Annotated in this window: 14 protein-coding genes; all 14 read right to left on the reverse strand. The window is 39.7% G+C overall.

The features are described 5' to 3' along the window. Positions 1-5 precede the first annotated feature (5 nt). Positions 6-3,434, reverse strand: a complete 3,429-nt coding sequence (locus tag HMPREF2731_RS03360; RefSeq protein WP_070872324.1) for a pyruvate carboxylase — start codon at positions 3,432-3,434, stop codon at positions 6-8. A 25-nt stretch (positions 3,435-3,459) separates the two neighbouring features. After that, positions 3,460-4,623, reverse strand: a complete 1,164-nt coding sequence (locus HMPREF2731_RS03365; RefSeq protein ID WP_002309450.1) for an FtsW/RodA/SpoVE family cell cycle protein — start codon at positions 4,621-4,623, stop codon at positions 3,460-3,462. 2 nt (positions 4,624-4,625) lie between these two features. Next, positions 4,626-4,928, reverse strand: coding sequence for an Fpa/YlaN family protein (locus HMPREF2731_RS03370; RefSeq protein WP_070872326.1), 303 nt, complete (start codon positions 4,926-4,928; stop codon positions 4,626-4,628). Positions 4,929-5,013: 85 nt separating this feature from the next. Further along, positions 5,014-6,813 carry a DNA helicase RecQ gene (gene recQ, locus HMPREF2731_RS03375; protein ID WP_070872328.1) on the reverse strand — a complete coding sequence of 600 codons (1,800 nt, stop codon included), beginning with the start codon at positions 6,811-6,813 and terminating at the stop codon, positions 5,014-5,016. 258 nt (positions 6,814-7,071) lie between these two features. Beyond that, positions 7,072-8,901 (reverse strand): translational GTPase TypA, encoded by a 1,830-nt coding sequence (gene typA, locus HMPREF2731_RS03380; protein ID WP_002292204.1) that lies wholly within the window; start codon positions 8,899-8,901, stop codon positions 7,072-7,074. A 166-nt stretch (positions 8,902-9,067) separates the two neighbouring features. Next, positions 9,068-9,835 (reverse strand): inositol monophosphatase family protein, encoded by a 768-nt coding sequence (locus HMPREF2731_RS03385; RefSeq protein WP_002313829.1) that lies wholly within the window; start codon positions 9,833-9,835, stop codon positions 9,068-9,070. A gap of 5 nt (positions 9,836-9,840) precedes the next feature. Next, positions 9,841-10,116 carry a UPF0223 family protein gene (locus HMPREF2731_RS03390; protein WP_002313830.1) on the reverse strand — a complete coding sequence of 92 codons (276 nt, stop codon included), beginning with the start codon at positions 10,114-10,116 and terminating at the stop codon, positions 9,841-9,843. A 199-nt stretch (positions 10,117-10,315) separates the two neighbouring features. Then, positions 10,316-10,918 (reverse strand): hypothetical protein, encoded by a 603-nt coding sequence (locus HMPREF2731_RS03395; protein ID WP_002309457.1) that lies wholly within the window; start codon positions 10,916-10,918, stop codon positions 10,316-10,318. A gap of 162 nt (positions 10,919-11,080) precedes the next feature. After that, positions 11,081-12,487 (reverse strand): dihydrolipoyl dehydrogenase, encoded by a 1,407-nt coding sequence (gene lpdA / locus HMPREF2731_RS03400; protein WP_070872330.1) that lies wholly within the window; start codon positions 12,485-12,487, stop codon positions 11,081-11,083. Between the two features lie 7 nt (positions 12,488-12,494). Next, entirely contained in the window at positions 12,495-14,138 is a 1,644-nt protein-coding gene (locus tag HMPREF2731_RS03405; RefSeq protein ID WP_002313832.1) for a dihydrolipoyllysine-residue acetyltransferase, read from the reverse strand. A gap of 24 nt (positions 14,139-14,162) precedes the next feature. Beyond that, positions 14,163-15,140, reverse strand: coding sequence for an alpha-ketoacid dehydrogenase subunit beta (locus tag HMPREF2731_RS03410; protein WP_002292208.1), 978 nt, complete (start codon positions 15,138-15,140; stop codon positions 14,163-14,165). Between the two features lie 2 nt (positions 15,141-15,142). After that, positions 15,143-16,252 (reverse strand): pyruvate dehydrogenase (acetyl-transferring) E1 component subunit alpha, encoded by a 1,110-nt coding sequence (pdhA, locus tag HMPREF2731_RS03415; protein ID WP_002292209.1) that lies wholly within the window; start codon positions 16,250-16,252, stop codon positions 15,143-15,145. Between the two features lie 460 nt (positions 16,253-16,712). After that, positions 16,713-18,137, reverse strand: a complete 1,425-nt coding sequence (locus HMPREF2731_RS03420) for an aminotransferase-like domain-containing protein (RefSeq protein WP_002320073.1) — start codon at positions 18,135-18,137, stop codon at positions 16,713-16,715. Between the two features lie 134 nt (positions 18,138-18,271). Further along, positions 18,272-19,249 carry a GMP reductase gene (gene guaC / locus HMPREF2731_RS03425; protein ID WP_002313834.1) on the reverse strand — a complete coding sequence of 326 codons (978 nt, stop codon included), beginning with the start codon at positions 19,247-19,249 and terminating at the stop codon, positions 18,272-18,274. Between the last annotated feature and the right edge of the window lie 229 nt (positions 19,250-19,478).

The following is a 19,478-nucleotide window of genomic DNA, read 5'->3' on the forward strand; positions in this document are numbered from 1 at the left end:
ACTTATTATTTTTCAGTCACTTCAATCAAAAGGTCGCCAGATGAAATCGTGTCTCCTGAAGATACATATACATGTGCGACTTCTCCGTCAAAACGTGCTTCGATGGCTGTTTCCATTTTCATTGCTTCAGTAATCATCAACGTGTCGCCTTTTTTGACGTTATCCCCTTTTTTCACTAATACATCAAGCACAGAACCAGACATCGTTGCTCCGATTTGTTCACGATTTGTTGGTTCAGCTTTCAATCGAGTTTGGACCGCACTGATGATTGAATTATCTTTGATAGTGATTTCACGTCTTTGCCCATTCAAATTGAAGAACAGTACGCGATTTCCTTCGATATCGGGTTCTCCGATTTCATCTAAACGAATGATAAGCGTTTTTCCACGTTCGATTTGTACATTGATTGTTTCACCTAAACGTATCCCTTGGAAGAATGTTGGTGTATCCAGTAATGTAACATCGCCAAATTGATTGTACGCTTTTTGATAGTCCAAAAAGACTTGCGGATACATCAAATAACTTAATACTTCGTCTTGTTTTGGTTCATAGCCGATTTTTTCTGCCAATTCTTTTTTCACTTCGTTGAAATCGACTGATTTCGCCAATAGACCTGGACGTTCACTCAACGCGGGTCTGCCCTTAAGAATGATCTTTTGCAGTTTTTCAGGAAATCCGCCGACTGGTTGCCCTAGTTTTCCTTGGAAGAAAGTTACTACAGATTCAGGGAAACTTAGTGTTTCGCCTTTTTCATAGATGTCTTCTTCTGTGAGATCATTTTGGACCATGAATAGTGCCATATCTCCTACGACTTTAGATGATGGAGTTACTTTAACGATATCGCCAAACATCAAATTGACAGTATGGTACATTTGTTTGATTTCATCCCAGCGATGACCTAGTCCGACAGCTTTTGCCTGTTGCTGCAGATTCGAATACTGTCCTCCTGGCATCTCATGCATATATACTTCTGTTTCAGGAGCATTCAAGCCATTTTCAAATGGTTTGTAATACATACGCACATCTTCCCAATAATGGTTCAATTTCTGTGCATTTTCAATTGTGATTTCTGGCAGCCGTGGCCCATTGACCAGCGCATAATACAAGCTGCTCATGCTAGGCTGACTCGTGTTCCCACTCATTGCACTCATTGCTACGTCAACGATATCTACTCCTGCTTTTGAAGCAGCGGAATAAGTGATAATCCCGTTTCCACTAGTATCATGAGTATGCAGATGGATTGGCAGATCCGTCGTTTCTTTCAATTCACTAATCAAGCGATAAGCTGCTTGCGGTTTAAGCAATCCAGCCATATCTTTGATTGCAATGATATGCGCACCCAATTGTTCTAGTTCTTTTGCCATGTCTTTATAATACTGAACATTGTATTTTGCTCGGCTTGGATCGTTGATATCGCCAGTATAGCAGATGGCTGCCTCTGCGATTTTACCAGTATCCCGTACAGCTTGGATACTTTTTTCCATTTGAGGAGTCCAGTTCAGACTATCAAAGATTCGGAAAACATCAATCCCTTGTGCTGCTGCTTCTTTGACAAATTCCACCAGTACATTGTCAGGATAATTAGAATACCCAACGGCATTTGATCCCCTGAAAAGCATTTGCAGCAATGTATTAGGCATTAAAGAACGGATTTTTCTCAATCGTTGCCAAGGATCTTCATTCAAAAAGCGGTAAGCCACATCAAATGTTGCTCCCCCCCACATCTCACTTGAAAAGAGTTCAGGAAGACCTTCTCCCGTTAAGCGTGCAATCTGCTTGAAATCCTTTGTCCGAACACGAGTTGCTAGCAGACTTTGATGGGCGTCTCTAAATGTCGTATCCGTCAACAATAAATTTTCCTGTCCTTTGATCCATTCGACCAAAGCATCGGCACCATTTGCATCTAATACGTTCTTAGCCGTTACGTAATCAGTTCTTGTGATTAGATCTTTAGGCATACGTGGTTCTTCATAAAATGGTTTTTCGCCACTTTCGATACCTGGAAAACCATTGACAGTAATTTCACCGATATATTTCATCGTTTTATTTCCGCGGTCTCGTAGTCGAGGAAATTCAAATAATGTTGCTGTACTATCGATAAAAGTTGTTTTTGCATTTCCTGATTGGAATTCAGGATGTGTGATGACATTTAGCATAAATGGAATATTTGTTTTTACTCCACGGATCCTGAATTCTTTCAAGCAACGTTCCATTTTCTGAATGGCTGTTTCAAAAGTAGCGCCATGCGTACATACTTTTACTAACAATGAATCAAAATACGGCGTCACCACATAGCCAGCGTAAGCATTCCCTACATCCAGACGTACGCCAAATCCGCCAGGTGAACGATACGTATCAATTTTTCCTGTGTCTGGTAAAAAGTTATTCAACGGGTCTTCCGTAGTGATTCGGCATTGAATAGCTGACCCATTCAATTTGATTTCTTCTTGCTGAGGCAATCCGATTTCTTTATGCAAATCTAGCCCTTGGGCAATCAATAGTTGCGTTGTCACGATATCAATATCTGTAATCATTTCTGTGATCGTATGTTCCACTTGGACGCGAGGATTGACTTCGATAAAGTAAAAATCATCTCCTTCAACAAGAAATTCTACCGTACCCGCATTGACATACCCAACATGTTTCATCAATTGGATAGCTGCCTGACAAATTTTTTGACGTTGCTGTTCGTTCATAGAGACACAAGGCGCTACTTCTACTACTTTTTGGTGGCGACGCTGAACAGAACAGTCTCTTTCGAAAAGATGGATGACGTTTCCATGTGTGTCACCAAGAATCTGTACTTCGATATGCTTAGGATTGGCGATGTATTTTTCAACATACACTTCATCGCTACCAAAGGCAGCTTTTGCTTCGCTTTTTGCACGTTCGTAACCTTCTCTTGCACTCTTTTCATCATGAGCCACACGCATTCCGCGACCTCCGCCGCCTAGAGCTGCCTTGATCATAATCGGATAACCGAATCGTTCAGCAAATTCCAATGCATCGTCTACAGAAGCGATTGGACCATCTGTACCTGGAATTGAGGCAATTCCTGCTTCGATGGCTGCAGCTTTTGCTTTGATTTTATCTCCAAAAATATCCAAATGATGCAGTTTGGGTCCAACAAAAGTGATGCCCTCTTCCTCGCACCGTTGCGCAAAATTCAAGTTTTCCGATAAAAGACCATAACCAGGATGAATGGCATCAGCCCCGCATTCTTTCGCGATCGAGATGATTCCTTCAATATCTAGGTACGCATCAATCGGTTTTTTTCCTTGTCCTACTAAATATGCTTCGTCCGCTTTAAAACGGTGTACGGAATATTCATCTTCTTCTGCATAGATTCCAACAGTTTTAATTCCTAATTCTGTACAAGCACGAAATACACGTACAGCAATTTCACCCCTGTTAGCAACTAAAACTTTTTTCATCGAACCACTCCTACATCTTTTTTTATTATAAACCTAAGCTCTTGCGTTTTTCATCCGCACTAATGTTAAGGACAAAGCCGACACAGATCGAAAGCATCAGCAAACTGGATCCTCCTTGACTTAAGAATGGGAATGTAATCCCTGTCAGAGGAATGACACCAGTGATTCCTCCCAGATTGACAAACACTTGGATCAAAAACATTGCGCCGATCCCAATGCACAAAAGCGAATTGAACGGATCTCTTGAACGAATCCCTACAAGAATAATGCGCACGATCATAAAGAATAGCAACGCTAATATCAAAATCCCCATAATCACTCCGAGCTCTTCCACTACGATTGCATAGATAAAATCGGTTTGTGCTTCTTGTAAAAATCCCTTTTTCTGGATACTGTTACCTAACCCTCTGCCAAATAACCCGCCATTGAACATGGCATAGTAGCCGTTAACTAATTGATGGCCTTTATTTAATTCATCCGAGAAAGGATTTTGGTAAATAGCAAAGCGATTATAGATATACTGTAAACGCCCAGGCAAGATTTTTCCGTTTGTAATATTGATTAGCCAGATCGTAAAAGTACTTAAACAAAAACCGCCTACTCCTACAATCAAAGTATACACATAATTGACTCCGCTGGCTAAAAGCAGAACCAAAATAATCAAAAAGATAACTGCCGCATTCCCAAAATCGGGAAGGATAGCGACCAAAGCAGTCAGTCCGATAACCATTGCAAGTGGACGTTTTACAGTCCCTAGGAAATCTTTTTGTACACTGTTTTGCCTTTTTGATAAAGTCAGAGACAGATACCAGATAGAAATAATCTTTAGGTATTCGGCAGGTTGGATCGAAAATCCTGCAATTTGAAGCCAACCTTTTGCACCATTGATTTCTTTACCGAAAAACACAACGATTAGCAGCAAAATCGTCAAAACTGCGATGGCTGCCATGATTAAACGCTGGTTTTTCAAAACATCTGTTTTCATTTTGTAGAGTAGTGCGATAGCAATCAAGCTGAGCACCCAAAAAATACTTTGGTTAATGACTGATGCGGACGGATTTTGTCCGTTTTCTAATAATAGATACGACGTAGAACTATATACCATGATCAAACCCAAAACACATAAAATCAAATAGGGAATCAAGATACTATAGTCTAATAGATGCCTTTTTTTTACTTTCTTAGGCAAGTCTATTCCTCCTTGCCAACTTCTTTTTTATCATAATTTTCTTGGTAAACCTCACTGTATAACTGATTCAATTCTCGTTCCAGCTCACTTAACATCAGCTTCCCCTCGTTTTTTTCGATTACTCCTATACGAACAGCAAACCCGACTTGCTGGGAGAAACCGTACATCTGTGTATCTACCACTTCTTCGAAGGCTTTGCATTGCGAGATACAGAGACTGTTATTTTGGTTTCGGATTAATCGTTTGATCCGTTCTGCTTCATCATTTAATACTTGGATCGCAAGTTTTTTCGACAAAGAATCCATCTGTGCTTACCTCCCGTTCTAATTCCTCAATTATAACATATTTCATTTTCATAGGGAGCAAAAAAACAGATTTAACCAGTTGTTTTTATTCATTTTTACGTAATGGTCCTTCTTGCTTATCCAGAACATTAGGATCCATATTTTTTATCCGAGATAAAAAGGCTTCTCCGTATTTATCAAGCTTGCTTTGACCAACTCCCTTTATCTGAAGCATCTCCAGTCTGCTTGATGGACGTATTCGGCTCATTTCTTTCAAGGTGGAATCTGAAAATACGACATACGGGGGAACGCCTGCTTCTGATGCTAGATCCGTTCGAAGTTCCCGCAACACTTCAAATAGTGTATCGGTCTCTTCATCCGACAGCTGCTGGACTTTCTTGGGTTCCTTTCGATAAACAGCTTCTTGTCCTTTTAATACTTGGATCCCTCTTTCTGTTACTTTCAAGATAGGATATTCTCCATCAACGGTCAGAAGATAGCCATTCGATATCAAATATTCAATCAACTGCATCGTTTCTTTTTGCGATTGATTTTTCATCAGTCCATAGGTAGATAAACGTTCAAACCCTAAGGCTCGCAGCTTTTGTTCTTTCGATCCTGCTAAGACTTTCATTAGCATCTGCTTGCCATAATTCTCCCCCATACGTTTCAAACAAGAAAGGACCATCTGTGCTTGTGTCGTTACTTCTACTATTTCTCTATCATCTAAACAGTTACCACAACGATTGCACGGACTGCTTGTCTCGCCAAAATAGTTTAGGATGTATTGCTGAAGACAGGATTCTATATACGCGTATTCTGTCATCGCTTTTAATTTTTCATATTCTTTTTGCTTTTGCTCCTCTTCTCTTTGGGACTGCTGGATAAAAAACTTTTGGACCTGAGTATCTTGAGGAGCGAAAAGCAGGATGGCTTCACTGGAAAGACCATCTCTTCCCGCACGACCAGCTTCCTGATAGTATGCTTCTAGAGAGCCAGGGATTTGATAATGGATAACAAAACGGACATTGCTTTTATTTATGCCCATGCCGAATGCATTGGTCGCTACGATTAGCTGTAAGCGATCGTATAAAAAGGCCTCTTGCATTGCCGTTCGTTCATTCTCATTTAGGCCACCATGATATCTGCCTATAGAAAATCCAAATTTTTTAAGCAAATGATAGATTCGGTCTACTTCTTTTCTCGTCGCTGCATAAATAATACCAGATTGATTTTTGTTGATTTTCAAATACTCGACTAGATACTGTTCTTTTTTTTGGTCTTTCACTACTTGAAAGCGGAGATTTTCCCGTTCAAAACCAGTCTGGATGTGATTGCCGTCAGGGATTTTTAAAAGTCGTTTTATGTCAGCGGCTACTTGTATAGTTGCTGTAGCTGTCAGTGCAACAATAACAGGTCGATTTGGCAGTTGATTTAGCTGTTTCGCCATTTGTAAATAACTTGGACGGAAATCATGCCCCCACTGAGAGATACAATGCGCCTCGTCAATGGCAATCATACAGACGTTCCATCGATTCATCGCTTGAATGAAATCCGGCATGATAAAACGTTCTGGAGCAATATAAAGTAAACGATACTGCTGCCTATCGATTTCTTGGAAGCGCCTAGCTGTTTCGTAATCATCTAACGAGCTATTGATAAAAGTGGCGGGTACACCTAATTGATTTGCTGCATCCACCTGATCCTTCATCAGAGAGATCAAAGGGGATACAACCACAGTAAGCCCATCTAATAGTAAAGATGGAAGCTGGTAACAGATTGATTTCCCACTTCCGGTAGGCATGATCCCTAATACATTTTCCTGATCAATGACTTTCTGGATAATTTCTTTTTGACCAGGTCTAAACTTATCATAACCAAAGTATTGTTTTAATAAGTCGTTCATCTTCCCGCTCCTTTCCCTTGCCATTTTACTTCGGTTTTCACCGAAGGACAAGTCGGCCCTCTCGTGAAACATAAGTGCGATATGAAACAAAAACACGTCGGAGTTAAGTTCTTTAAAAGTCTTTAAAATGTCTTTTGGCGTATTTTCTGAATTTATGTCCATTGACAACGATGACTTCTCCACAGAAATGAGTTGGACAAAAAAAGAAACCAGCTATTTTTTATAACAAGCTGGTTTCTCTCTTCATCCTTTTACAGATTATTTTTTCTTTTTAGATGCTTTTTCACGAGCATTTTTCTCTAAAATTTGTTTTCTCAAGCGAATGCTTTCTGGTGTTACTTCGCAATATTCATCATCATTCAAGAATTCCAAAGATTCTTCCAACGTCAATTGTTTTGGTTTTTTGATAACAGATGTTTGGTCTTTAGTAGCAGACCGTACGTTTGTCATTTGTTTTGCTTTCGTGATGTTGACAGTCAAATCATTATCACGGCTGTTTTCTCCGATAATCATTCCTTCATATACTTCTGTACCTGGTTCTACGAAGACTGTACCGCGTTCTTCGATACTCATGATAGAATAGGTCGTTGCTTTTCCGGTATCGATTGAAACAAGCGCACCTTGGTGACGTCCACCGATTTGACCAGGAAGCATTGGCAAATATTGATCAAAAGTATGGTTCATGATTCCGTAACCGCGTGTCATTGAAAGGAATTCAGTTGAATAACCGATCAAACCACGGGCAGGGGTCAAGAATGTCAAACGGATTTGTCCGTTTCCTGTATGGACCATATCTTGCATTTCACCTTTACGTAAGCTCAAGGATTCGATGACACTACCCATATATTCTTCTGGTGTGTCGATTTGTACGCGTTCAAACGGTTCGCATTTTACACCGTCGATTTCTTTTTCAATAACTTCTGGACGAGATACTTGCAATTCGTATCCTTCACGACGCATGTTTTCAATCAAGATAGACAAATGCAATTCTCCACGACCAGAAACAGTCCAAGCATCTGGAGAGTTTGTTGGTTCAACTCGTAAAGATACATCTGTTTGAAGTTCTGCCATCAAACGTTCTTCAATTTTACGAGCAGTTACATATTTACCTTCACGACCGGCAAATGGCGAATTATTAACTAAGAAAGTCATTTGCAATGTTGGTTCGTCAATGTGAAGGATAGGTAACGCATCTTGATGATCCACAGGAGTAACTGTTTCACCGACAAAGATGTCTTCCATACCTGAGACAGCAATCAAGTCTCCAGCTTTTGCTTCTTGAATCTCTAGACGTTTTAGTCCAAAGAAACCAAATAATTTCGTTACACGGAATTTCTTAACTGTTCCGTCTAATTTAATTAATGCTACTTGGTCGCCTACTTTGATTGTTCCTCTAAATACACGTCCGATTCCGATACGACCTACATAATCGTTGTAGTCAAGTAATGAAACTTGGAATTGTAATGGTTCGTCGCTATTATCGACAGGAGCAGGAATTTTTTCAATGATCGTGTCAAAAATAGGTGCCATTGTTGGTTCTTGATCTGCAGGGTCGTCTGATAAGCTTGACGTACCATTCAGTGCAGACGCATAAATCACAGGAAAGTCTAACTGATCATCATCTGCTCCCAATTCGATGAATAGTTCAAGTACTTCATCAACGACATGCTCAGGACGAGCAGAAGGTTTGTCAATCTTGTTTACGACAACGATTGGTGTGATATGTTGTTCCAATGCTTTTTTCAATACAAAACGTGTTTGAGGCATTGTTCCTTCATATGCATCTACGACCAACACGACGCCGTCAACCATTTTCATGATCCGTTCTACTTCGCCACCGAAGTCCGCGTGTCCTGGAGTATCCATGATATTTACGCGAATTCCTTTATAGTCTACAGCTGTGTTTTTGGCTAAAATCGTGATACCACGTTCTTTTTCTAGCGCATTTGAGTCCATCGCACGTTCTTGCAATTGTGTATGTGCGTCTAATGTATCTGATTGTTTTAACAGTTCATCAACTAATGTTGTTTTTCCGTGGTCAACGTGGGCAATAATTGCGACGTTACGGATATCGTTTCTATAATTCAATGTAACTAACTCCTTTTTTATTGGTTCTTTATGACAGGGCAAATTTTACTCGACTGCTAATTATAGCAGACTTTTTTCATGAAATATAGTAAAATGTTTTCATTTTTTCGAGAAAATTAATCTTTTGCCCGTTTTTATCATCTTTGTGAATGTTTTCTACCTTTTTTCAGCCTTCTTTTTTCAAAAGGTCTGCGATTTCTGCATATGCACAAGGAGTCCCTGCTAAATAGTATTCCCTTTTATCAAAGGTCAATGGAGTGCCAAAAAGACCGCTTGTTACCATACCAAACTCTTCCAATAAGACATTTCCCGCTGCATAATCCCAAGGACTGAGGTTCGAAATGTAAGCAATATGGTTTCCTTTCAAGATTGCGGCTAGTTCAAGACCTGCACACCCGTACATACGTGTTCCCATGCTGCTTTCCGCAATCTCTCGGATTCCATATTTATTATGACCGAAAAGATAGCTATTCACACCAAGTAAGCCTTCTGATAAAGATTTATTTGCTGGTTTAGGCATTGGTTTATCATTTTTGTAAACACCTATTCCTTTTCCACCCCAAAAAAGCTCATTTCTCATGACGTCATAAATGAAACCAAGTTTTCCAACGCCGGATTCATAAACAGCGAGCATGATACAAAAATTTTCCCCTTCAATCACGAAATTCAATGTGCCATCAATAGGATCAATGATAAAGACTCTTCCATCAAGATCTGCTAGTTGATTATACCCTTCTTCTTCTGCCAATATTTTCGCCTCTGAATCATAGGAATGGATTTTTTCGATTAGAAAATTCTGGATGTTACGGTCAACATTTGTCACTAGATCCGTTCGATTTGATTTTTGCGAGATCGTTAATGTTTGTTGAGAAGATTGGATTTTCTCACCAGCTTCTTCTAGCCAGGATTTGATATGATCAATCATCTGTTCCATTTATCTCACCCGTTCATTCTCAAAGTTTTGTTTGGATTTTTTTTTGCTTGCTGCACTGTACGATATAAGGAGTACCCGGAAGCTTTCTCAAATTCCCGACCCAATCGTTTTTCTTCTCCGATGGATTTGACAACTGTTTTGAACTGCTGATAGGTCTTCAAAAAATCTTCATTGTTTATCCCTTTTTCGTTCGCACGTTCCAGATCTTCCCACATCTTCATTACAATGACCATTTCATCTGTTGTCCAGTCTAAATCAAGTGGATACTGATATTCTTGCATCTTCAACTCTCCTATTTCATATTCTTCTTTAGTGTAGCATAGGAGACGGTAATAAACCAAGAAGTAGTCGTATCACAAGTTTACATAATTAAATTATTGATAATAAAAAAGAAATAAAAAAGGAGACTGAAAACTTACTCCTTTTTATCATTCTTATCTATTATTGAGTTTCTTCGTATTAATTCCAAAAAAACTTGATTTATCTTAGATGATCACGTGTAAGATTGCTTGTTTTTCTACTCTTGGCGAGTAATTGAGAGTTAATCACTCGGATTGTCTGGCCGTTTTTGTTTTTTTCTTCCATTTGACGTTCTGCTTTCCTTCTTAGCCTTTCTTGTACTCCATTATTTATAAAAATTTTTTCTTCATTGATAAGTTTATCAAAGCTAGGGTTCATGATTTCACGAAGGGTATGATCTTGATTTTTAGCGTATGTTTCCCATAATGTATTACTTGCTTCTATATCAGATTGTTCTCTAAGCGCTATAATCGTATTTTTTTTATACCAAATCAATTCAGAATCATCTGCAAATACTACTTGGCTTCGTTCAATTCCTTTACCTTTACGCTCAAGTACCTCGAGCAAAGAAGGTCCATCGATATTAGCATTTCGGAGCATGATAGTTTCAATCTTTGCGTATTTCTCGGAATCTGCGTCAAACAAATCAGACAAATGATCAAAGAAGCGCTCTTCAGTTCTACGAATCAATTGTCTAATCTGTTCTATTTGTGGTTGTTGATCAAGTGATAACGATGGGTCAATTTGGATGCTTGCGCCTACCTCAGTTCCTGGAATTTTCATTTCTAACTTCCTTCTTTCCCATTTGATGGATTACATTACTCAAATATTTCTGTTTATTTTTTATGATATCAGTTTATGTAATAAAAATACGTACCATTATTTTCCAGAAAAAGAAAAAAACGCAACTGATTTCTCAGTTGCGTTTCGCCTATATTATTCAAATCAAATATGAATTGGCAAGCCTAATGCTAATTCCGAAGCATCCATGACGATTTCGCCAAGAGATGGATGCGGATGAATCGTCAAGGCGATATCTTCAGCATTCATTCCTGATTCGATTGCTAAAGCTAATTCAGAAACCATATCGCTTGCACCGACTCCCCCGATTTGTGCACCAATCAGCACGTTATCTTCAATCGTCGTAACTAGACGGATGAATCCTTCTGTTTTACCAAGCGATAATGCTCGACCGTTCCCTGAAAATGGGAATTTATATGCTTTTGCTTCGATACCAGCATCTTTTGCTTCTTTGATCGTCATACCTACAGAAGCCAATTCAGGATCAGTAAAGGCTACTGCCGGCATTGCTTTATAATCTACAGCTACTTTTTTGCCAGAGATTGCTTCAGCAGCGATTTTTGCTTCATAACTGGCTTTGTGTGCTAATGCCGCCCCTGGAACGATATCACCGATGGCATAGATATTAGGTACGTTCGTACGTCCTTGTTTATCTACCATGATCAATCCTCGTTCTCCTACTTCGACGCCTGCTTGTTCTAAGCCCATATCATCCGTATTCGGACGACGACCTACAGTGACCATCACATAATCAGCAGTAACGGATTCTTCTTTCCCATCCACTGCATATTTCACTGTCACGCTGTCGCCGTTATCGACTGCTTCTTTCGCCATTGCATTCGTTACGACTGTTACGCCTTTTTTCTTGAAATCATCTTCTACTAATTTTACTAAATCTTTTTCGTAAGTTGGTAAAATTTGTGGTGAGCCTTCAAGGATCGTTACTTCTGCTCCTAAGTTTGCGTACGCTCCGCCCAATTCGGCACCAATCACACCGCCACCGATGATCACAAATTTCTTAGGTACTTCTTTCAATGCTAATCCGCCAGTAGAATCTAACACACGTCCTCCGAACTTAAATCCTGGAATCTCGATTGGACGGGAACCTGTTGCGATGATTGCGTTATTGAACGAATAAGTTTGAGCTGAATCTGGATGAATGACGCGTAGTGTGTGATCATCTACGAAGAACGCTTCTCCTTCGATTGTTTCAACCTTATGTTTTTTTAATAGGAAACCAACACCAGAAGTCAACGTATGAACAACTTTGTTTTCTTTCCATTCTTGTGTTTTCGCAAAATCTAGTTTGACATTTTCACTAGTTACTCCAAACATTTCAGAATCTAGTGACTCTTGATAATGGTGTCCTGCAGCTATCAGTGCTTTTGAAGGAATACAGCCGACGTTCAAACAAACACCGCCAATATACTCTCTTTCAATGATTGCTACTTTTTGTCCCATTTCAGCAGCGCGGATGGCAGCTACATAGCCACCAGGTCCCGCACCGATTACAACTGTATCTAATTCTACAGCAAAATCTCCAACTACCATTTGTTTATCATCCTTCCATCATTAATAGCTCTGGATCAGCTAAAAGACGTTTGATATTATTCATTGCTTGTTGCGCAGTTGCTCCATCTACGATACGGTGATCGAAACTTAATGACAGTTTCATCACACGACCGACAACGATTTCGCCTTCAGCATTTACGATTGGTTGTTGTGCAATCGTTCCTACACCTAAAATAGCTACTTCTGGATAGTTGATGACTGGTGTAAACCAACCGCCACCTACAGATCCGATATTGCTGATCGTAATCGTTCCATTGCGCATATCTTCTGCAGATAGTTTGCCGTCATGAGCTAATTTTGCTTTCTCATTGATTTCGTCTGCAATAGCAAACATTCCTTTGCGGTCTGCATCTTTCACATTTGGTACATATAGTCCGTGATCCGTATCAGTTGCAATACCGATATTGTAGTAATGTTTATAAACGATTTCTTGGTTTGCATCGTCGATAGATGCATTCAATACTGGGTATTTCTTCACAGTCGCTGTTAAAGCTTTCACGACATATGGCAAGAAAGTAAGTTTCGTACCATTTGCAGCAGCAACTTCTTTAAATCGTTTCCGGTTATCCCATAGTTTAGACACTTCTACTTCATCATGCAATGTCACGTGTGGAGCTGTATGCTTACTGTTGACCATTGCTTTAGCAATAGCTTTACGTGTTGGTGTCATTGCTACACGTTCTTCCAAATCTCCTAAGTTGGACTTGAATGGTTTTGCTGTTGCAGCTGGTTTGCTTTCTGCTGCAGCAGCTGCTTCTTTCGGCGCTGCCGCTTCTGGCGCTACTGATTTCGCTGGTGCACTGCTTGGACCACCTGTCAAGAAGTTTTCGATGTCCTCTTTTGTTACTCTGCCACCTTTTCCAGTTGCAGTTACTTGTGAGATATCTACATCTTTTTCGCGGGCAAATTGACGAACAGATGGCATAGCCAATACACGTTTATTTGGATCGGCAGCTTCAACGACACTTGCTGAACCTGATGTTTCCACTTTTTCTTTTGGTGCTTCAGCTGATGGCGCACTAGTTGATGGTGCACCATTGTGTCCAGGAGCATCGATTTCTACTAACACGTCCCCAACATTTGCTACTGTGCCTTCTGGGACAATCACGTTTTTAACTGTCCCGGTTACGGGTGACGGGATTTCTTCTACTGATTTGTCGTTTTGAACTTCTAATAATGTATCATCTTCATTAATCGTATCTCCTGGTTTGACGAACCATTTGACGATTTCACCTTCTGCAATTCCTTCACCGATATCCGGTAACTTGAATTGGAAGACTCCTTCGCTTGACGATCCAGCTGATCCTGTATCAACAGTTGGTTCAGCAGCCGGGTTAGCTGGAGTTTGGGATTCTGCGGCTACACCACTGTCCCCTTCATTGTCTTCGTGTCCTGGTGCATCGATTTCTACCAATACATCCCCAACATTTGCTACTGTACCTTCTGGAACAATGACATTTTTAACCGTTCCTGTTACAGGTGAGGGGATTTCTTCTACTGATTTGTCGTTTTGAACTTCTAATAATGTATCATCTTCATTAATCGTATCTCCTGGTTTGACGAACCATTTGACGATTTCACCTTCTGCAATTCCTTCACCGATATCCGGCAATTTAAATTGATAAGCCATGACTTTGTTTCGTCCCTTCTTTTCTTAAAATTCCGCGATTTCTTTTACTTTGTCTTCGATATCTTTTGCGTTTGGTAACCAAACATTTTCTGCTTGTCCAAACGGGAAGACTGTATCAGGTGCAGAAACTCGTCCGATTGGGGCTTCTAATGAAAGGATAGCGCGTTCTGAGATCTCAGAAACTACTTGCGCAGCAACACCCGCTTGTCGTTGTGCTTCTTGGACAACGACTACGCGACCCGTTTTTTCCACGGATTGAATGATCGTTTCTACATCTAATGGCGCAACTGTACGAAGATCAATGATTTCAACAGAGATATTTTCTTTTGCAAGATTATCTGCTGCTTTGATTGCTTCACGCACCATTGCCCCGTATGTGATAACAGATACATCTGTTCCTTCACGAGTAACTGCTGCTTTGTCCAAAGGAACTTCGTAAGCTTCATCCGGCACTTCTTCTCGGAATGAGCGATATAGTTTCATGTGTTCTAGGAAAACAACTGGATCGTTACTTCTAATAGAAGAAATCAATAGTCCTTTTGCATCGTAAGGATTTGATGGGATCACTACTCGAATACCAGGAGACTGGGCAATCAAACCTTCTAAATTATCTGAATGCAGTTCTGGTGTATGAACACCGCCACCAAATGGTGAACGGATCGTGATTGGTAGATTTCTAGTACCGCTCATTCGATATCTTGTACGAGCCATTTGAGCTACTACTTCATCCATTGCTTCGAAAATAAAACCAAAGAATTGGATTTCAGGAACTGGACGAAATCCTTCCAACGCAAGCCCAAAACTCAACCCTGCGATTCCAGATTCAGCTAAAGGAGTATCGAATACTCGGTCTTCTCCGAATTTTTCCTGCAATCCTTCAGTTGCCCGGAAAACTCCTCCGTTTTTCCCAACATCTTCACCAAAAACAACGACATTCTCGTCATTTTCTAGTTCAAGTGCTAAGGCATCGGTGATTGCTTGGATCATTGTTTTTTGTGCCATGATTATTTCGACTCCTTCGCTTCATAAATTGCAATTTGTTCTTTGATTGATTGTGGAGATACTTCGAACATGTTTTTCAAGAAATCTGAAACCTTTTGTTTTGGAACTTTGTCGGCTTCTGCGATAGCTGCTTTGATTTCTTCTTTAGTTGCTTCAATCACTTGTTCTTCTTTTTCTTCAGACCAAAGTCCTTTTTCCGTCAGATATTTACGGAAGCGGATCAATGGATCTTTTTTCTGCCATTCGTCATCTGTGTCTTTTGTACGGTAGCGTGTTGGATCGTCCCCAGATAGTGTATGGGGTCCGTAACGATAAGTCAGTGTTTCGATTAGGACTGGTCCATTTCCGCTGATCGCCCATTCCCGTGCCATTTTAGATACAGTATACACTGCAAGCGGATCCATTCCATCGACTTGAATACCTGGAATCCCAGCTGCGACAGCTTTTTGTGCAAGTGTTTTTGCTGCGGTTTGTTTTTCACGAGGTGTAGAGATCGCATACCCGTTGTTTTGGATATAAAACACAGCATTTGCATGGTAAGCGCCAGCGAAATTGATTGCTTCGTAAAAATCACCTTGTGATGAACCGCCATCACCAGTATAAGTGAAGACAACATTTTTCTTGTTGCGTTTCTTCAAACCTAATGCAACACCGGCTGCTTGTACATATTGTGCACCGATGATGATTTGTGGTGGTAGAGCTTTCAATTCTTCTGGATAAGAATTACCTGCAGCATGTCCTCTAGACCATAAAAATGCTTGTGATAAAGGTAAACCATGTTTTACTAGTTGAGGGACATCTCGATAACCTGGAAGAAGAACATCTTCTTTATCAAATGCATACGCGCTGGCCAGCTGACTTGCCTCTTGTCCTGCAGTTGGTGCAAAAAAGCCTAGGCGTCCTTGGCGGTTCAGCGCTGTGGAACGTTGGTCTAATACACGAGACCATACCATGTGAGTCATTAATTCAACGAGTTCATCATCGGATAAATCAGGTACTAAATCTTTGTTAACTACGTTTCCATCTTGATCAAGTGCTTGATATACTGGGAAATCTGCATTGACTTCATCTAGCAGTGCTTGGAAGTCGATCGGTGCTTTTTTGTTTGCCATTTGTCACACATTCCTCTCTCATCTATAAGAAAATCTCTTCATTCTGCGATTGAAACAGCGAATAAAACTGTATCACTATTTAACCGTCTTCATTAATAAATTATCATGGATTTATGAGAAATACAAGCTAAAAGCACAAATTTTCACGATGAAAGGAAATTATGTCAATCCGCATATTAACAGCTTTAGTGAATATAATCACAATGAGGAAAGCGTTTTATATTTAGGCTGTGTTTTTTCTATTTTCTAATCAAACTTGCAATGATCTGTTTCTATTTAGAAACGCTGGTGTTATACAGTTTTGCTGCAACTATTTATTTTCTTAAGACATCGTGAATGGCTATACAAAGAGTGTATTTTTCTCTAATACTTTGCCTCGTCTTCTTTTTACGAAAAAAAAGAAACAGCCGGAAATTTAAATCCCAGCTGTTATATTCTTTAATCTTTTTACTTTGTGAAATTATTCTGTTAACCACTGTTCTAAAATTTTCATCTTTGAATAAAACAACGATATGTTGGCTTCATCTAGACGACTGTAATTGATTCTGATTCCATTTATATCTTGCCCAAAAAGTAGACTTGGTGCGATTCCTAGACCCAAATCTACTACTTTTTCTGCTAGTTGGGGGTCCAGCTTTTTTCCATCCCAAGTGATCCAAGCATAATAACCACCTAAAATCGAATGAAGCTTGAAAAACGATTGAGACTCCGCCCAAATGCTTATCAGTTGGCTTTTTTCTTTCAATTTTTTTCTTACATCCAACATTTTCAAATCAATTGCTTCATCAAATACATTAGCGGCCGTGATTTGTGTAAGGATGTTCATCGAAAACTCCATCATTTCTTGCGCTTTAGCTAGTTGCGAGATAAAGGCCTCTGGTCCGATCAACCAACCGATTTTCGTTGTTTTTCCTAAAATTCTAGATAACGAACCGACATATAATACATTATCCGGATCAATCGTTCGTATAGGAAGAACTTCATCTTGGTTTAGAAATGAAAGGTCCGTAAATACATCGTCTTCAATAATTGGAAGCCGATACTGCCGACACAATTCTACTAGCTTTTCTCGTCGCTTTTGACTCATCACTTTTCCTGTAGGGTTTTGAAAATTGGGGTTGATCAGCACTGCTTTCAATTTATTTTTATGGATCGATTCTTTCAGTTTTTCTAAGTCGATCCCTTCTTCATCCATCGGTATCCCAAATAAACGCGTTCCTGAAGCTTTGAAAAGAGGTAATCGGTAAAAAAAAGAAGGTGACTCTACAGCTATCCCCTCTCCAGCAGAAAGAATCGTTTGTAAGATCAAAAAGATTGCTTGCTGACCACCACCAGTCACCAGAAGCTGGTTTAGGGAAAAGGTCAGTTCAAATTTACTTTCCAAATACTGTTTGATTTTGTTACGTAACGGAGTATAGCCTAAAAGATCCATTTCTTTTTCTTCCACTAAGATTTCTTCAAGAGAATAAGAAGGAAACTCAAAATTCGGCAAAAGCTCATCTGGCATCTCACTCGCATATAAGTCAAGGAACAATGTTCTTTGGCTCTGCTTTGCTTCTTTTATTTTTTGTTCATACCAATCCGTCTGTTCATAGCGAGGTGAGATCATTTTTCGCCAATCGATTCTTGGAACGGCGAATTTCCCCCATTCAGTCTGATTGACGAACCAACCGCTACCACGTTTACTTGTTAATACGCCAAGCTCTCTAAGTTCTTCCAATGCATGAACAACGGTGGAACGATTTACACCAAAAAATTGCCCTAGTTTTCGTTCCGATTCAAGTTGATCTCCAGGATTGATTCTTCCACTTTCGATTTCTCTCATGATCTGTTCCATGATTTGACGATAAATCGGTCCTTGTTTTTTCTCTACTTTTCCCCACATAGTCCTCTCTTTTCTGTTGTCCATTCTTTCTATTGATTTTACCGAATTTACGAGAAAAAAGAAAAGCTTTTTTTGCAAAACATAAAAAACGGAAGGTTCTGTTATGAACCTTCCGCTGATATTTTACTCATTATTTAGATCGTATCTCCATTAAAAATCGAATTTTTCACGATGACATAATCAACTTTCCGAATGGATTCCAGATCTCTTCCTCCAGCATACGAAATAGATGACTGAAGGTCTTGTTGCATTTCCACTAGTGTATCTTTCAAAGATCCTTTATGTTGGATCCAGATTTTCTTTCCTTCAACATTTCGTTTTTCACCTTTTTGGAATTCTGAAGCAGAACCAAAGTATTCTTTATATACAATTCCGTTTTCGACTTTTGTTTCGCCAGGAGATTCCTCGTGACCGGCAAACAATGAGCCAATCATAACCATTGTCGCTCCAAAACGGACAGATTTTGCAATATCGCCATGTGTTCTGATCCCACCGTCAGCGATGATCGGCTTACGAGCTGCTTTCGCACACCATCTAAGAGCGGCCAGTTGCCAGCCTCCAGTTCCAAAGCCTGTCTTGATTTTTGTAATACATACTTTTCCTGGACCAATCCCGACTTTTGTTGCATCTGCACCCGCATTTTCCAATTCACGGACGGCTTCCGGTGTACCAACATTACCGGCAATCACAAAAGTTTCAGGCAAATATTTTTTAATATGCTGGATCATATCAATAACTGAGTTAGCATGTCCATGTGCGATGTCGATAGTGATATAATCAGGATTTAGCGATTCTTCTGCCAACTTCTCTATAAAGGAATATTCCTCTTTCTTGACGCCAACACTGATTGAGGTAATCAATCCGCGCTTTTTCATTTTTTTGATAAACGGAATTCGGGCTACTTCATCAAACCGATGCATGATATAGAAATAACCATTTTCCGCTAAGAATTCTGCAATCGTTTCATCAATAATCGTCTGCATGTTGGCAGGCACTACTGGCATTTTGAATGTATGTTTACCTAATGTGACCGTTGTATCACATTCAGAACGGCTATTTACGATACATTTATTAGGAATTAATTGAATATCTTCGTAATCAAATACTTTCATTACATTATCCTCCTGATGTTCACATCCAGTAAAACACGAACATTATTAATTTAATCAGGGCTTTTTTTAGCGCCCTATGTAATTTAACTCAATTAAGCGAAAAAATCAAGAGCAAAAAGAGAATTTATACGAATGGATAAAAAACATATATTATTTTTAGTCTATACAAACGAAGCAATGAATGTTCGCTTTTAGCGAAAACATACTAAGATTAGAGGGGAACATCATT

This window comes from Enterococcus sp. HMSC072F02 (assembly GCF_001837725.1).
Taxonomy (GTDB): Bacteria; Bacillota; Bacilli; order Lactobacillales; family Enterococcaceae; genus Enterococcus_B; species Enterococcus_B lactis.

Coding starts and splice junctions, on each gene's coding strand:
- HMPREF2731_RS03420 (WP_002320073.1), bottom strand. CDS start 18,137: ATGTGGGGAAAAGTAGAGAAAAAACAAGGACCGATTTATCGTCAAATC.
- HMPREF2731_RS03385 (WP_002313829.1), bottom strand. CDS start 9,835: ATGGAACAGATGATTGATCATATCAAATCCTGGCTAGAAGAAGCTGGT.
- HMPREF2731_RS03410 (WP_002292208.1), bottom strand. CDS start 15,140: ATGGCACAAAAAACAATGATCCAAGCAATCACCGATGCCTTAGCACTT.
- lpdA (WP_070872330.1), bottom strand. CDS start 12,487: ATGGTAGTTGGAGATTTTGCTGTAGAATTAGATACAGTTGTAATCGGT.
- HMPREF2731_RS03405 (WP_002313832.1), bottom strand. CDS start 14,138: ATGGCTTATCAATTTAAATTGCCGGATATCGGTGAAGGAATTGCAGAA.
- HMPREF2731_RS03360 (WP_070872324.1), bottom strand. CDS start 3,434: ATGAAAAAAGTTTTAGTTGCTAACAGGGGTGAAATTGCTGTACGTGTA.
- HMPREF2731_RS03390 (WP_002313830.1), bottom strand. CDS start 10,116: ATGCAAGAATATCAGTATCCACTTGATTTAGACTGGACAACAGATGAA.
- pdhA (WP_002292209.1), bottom strand. CDS start 16,252: ATGGCAAACAAAAAAGCACCGATCGACTTCCAAGCACTGCTAGATGAA.
- recQ (WP_070872328.1), bottom strand. CDS start 6,813: ATGAACGACTTATTAAAACAATACTTTGGTTATGATAAGTTTAGACCT.
- guaC (WP_002313834.1), bottom strand. CDS start 19,249: ATGAAAGTATTTGATTACGAAGATATTCAATTAATTCCTAATAAATGT.
- HMPREF2731_RS03370 (WP_070872326.1), bottom strand. CDS start 4,928: ATGGATTCTTTGTCGAAAAAACTTGCGATCCAAGTATTAAATGATGAA.
- HMPREF2731_RS03395 (WP_002309457.1), bottom strand. CDS start 10,918: ATGAAAATTCCAGGAACTGAGGTAGGCGCAAGCATCCAAATTGACCCA.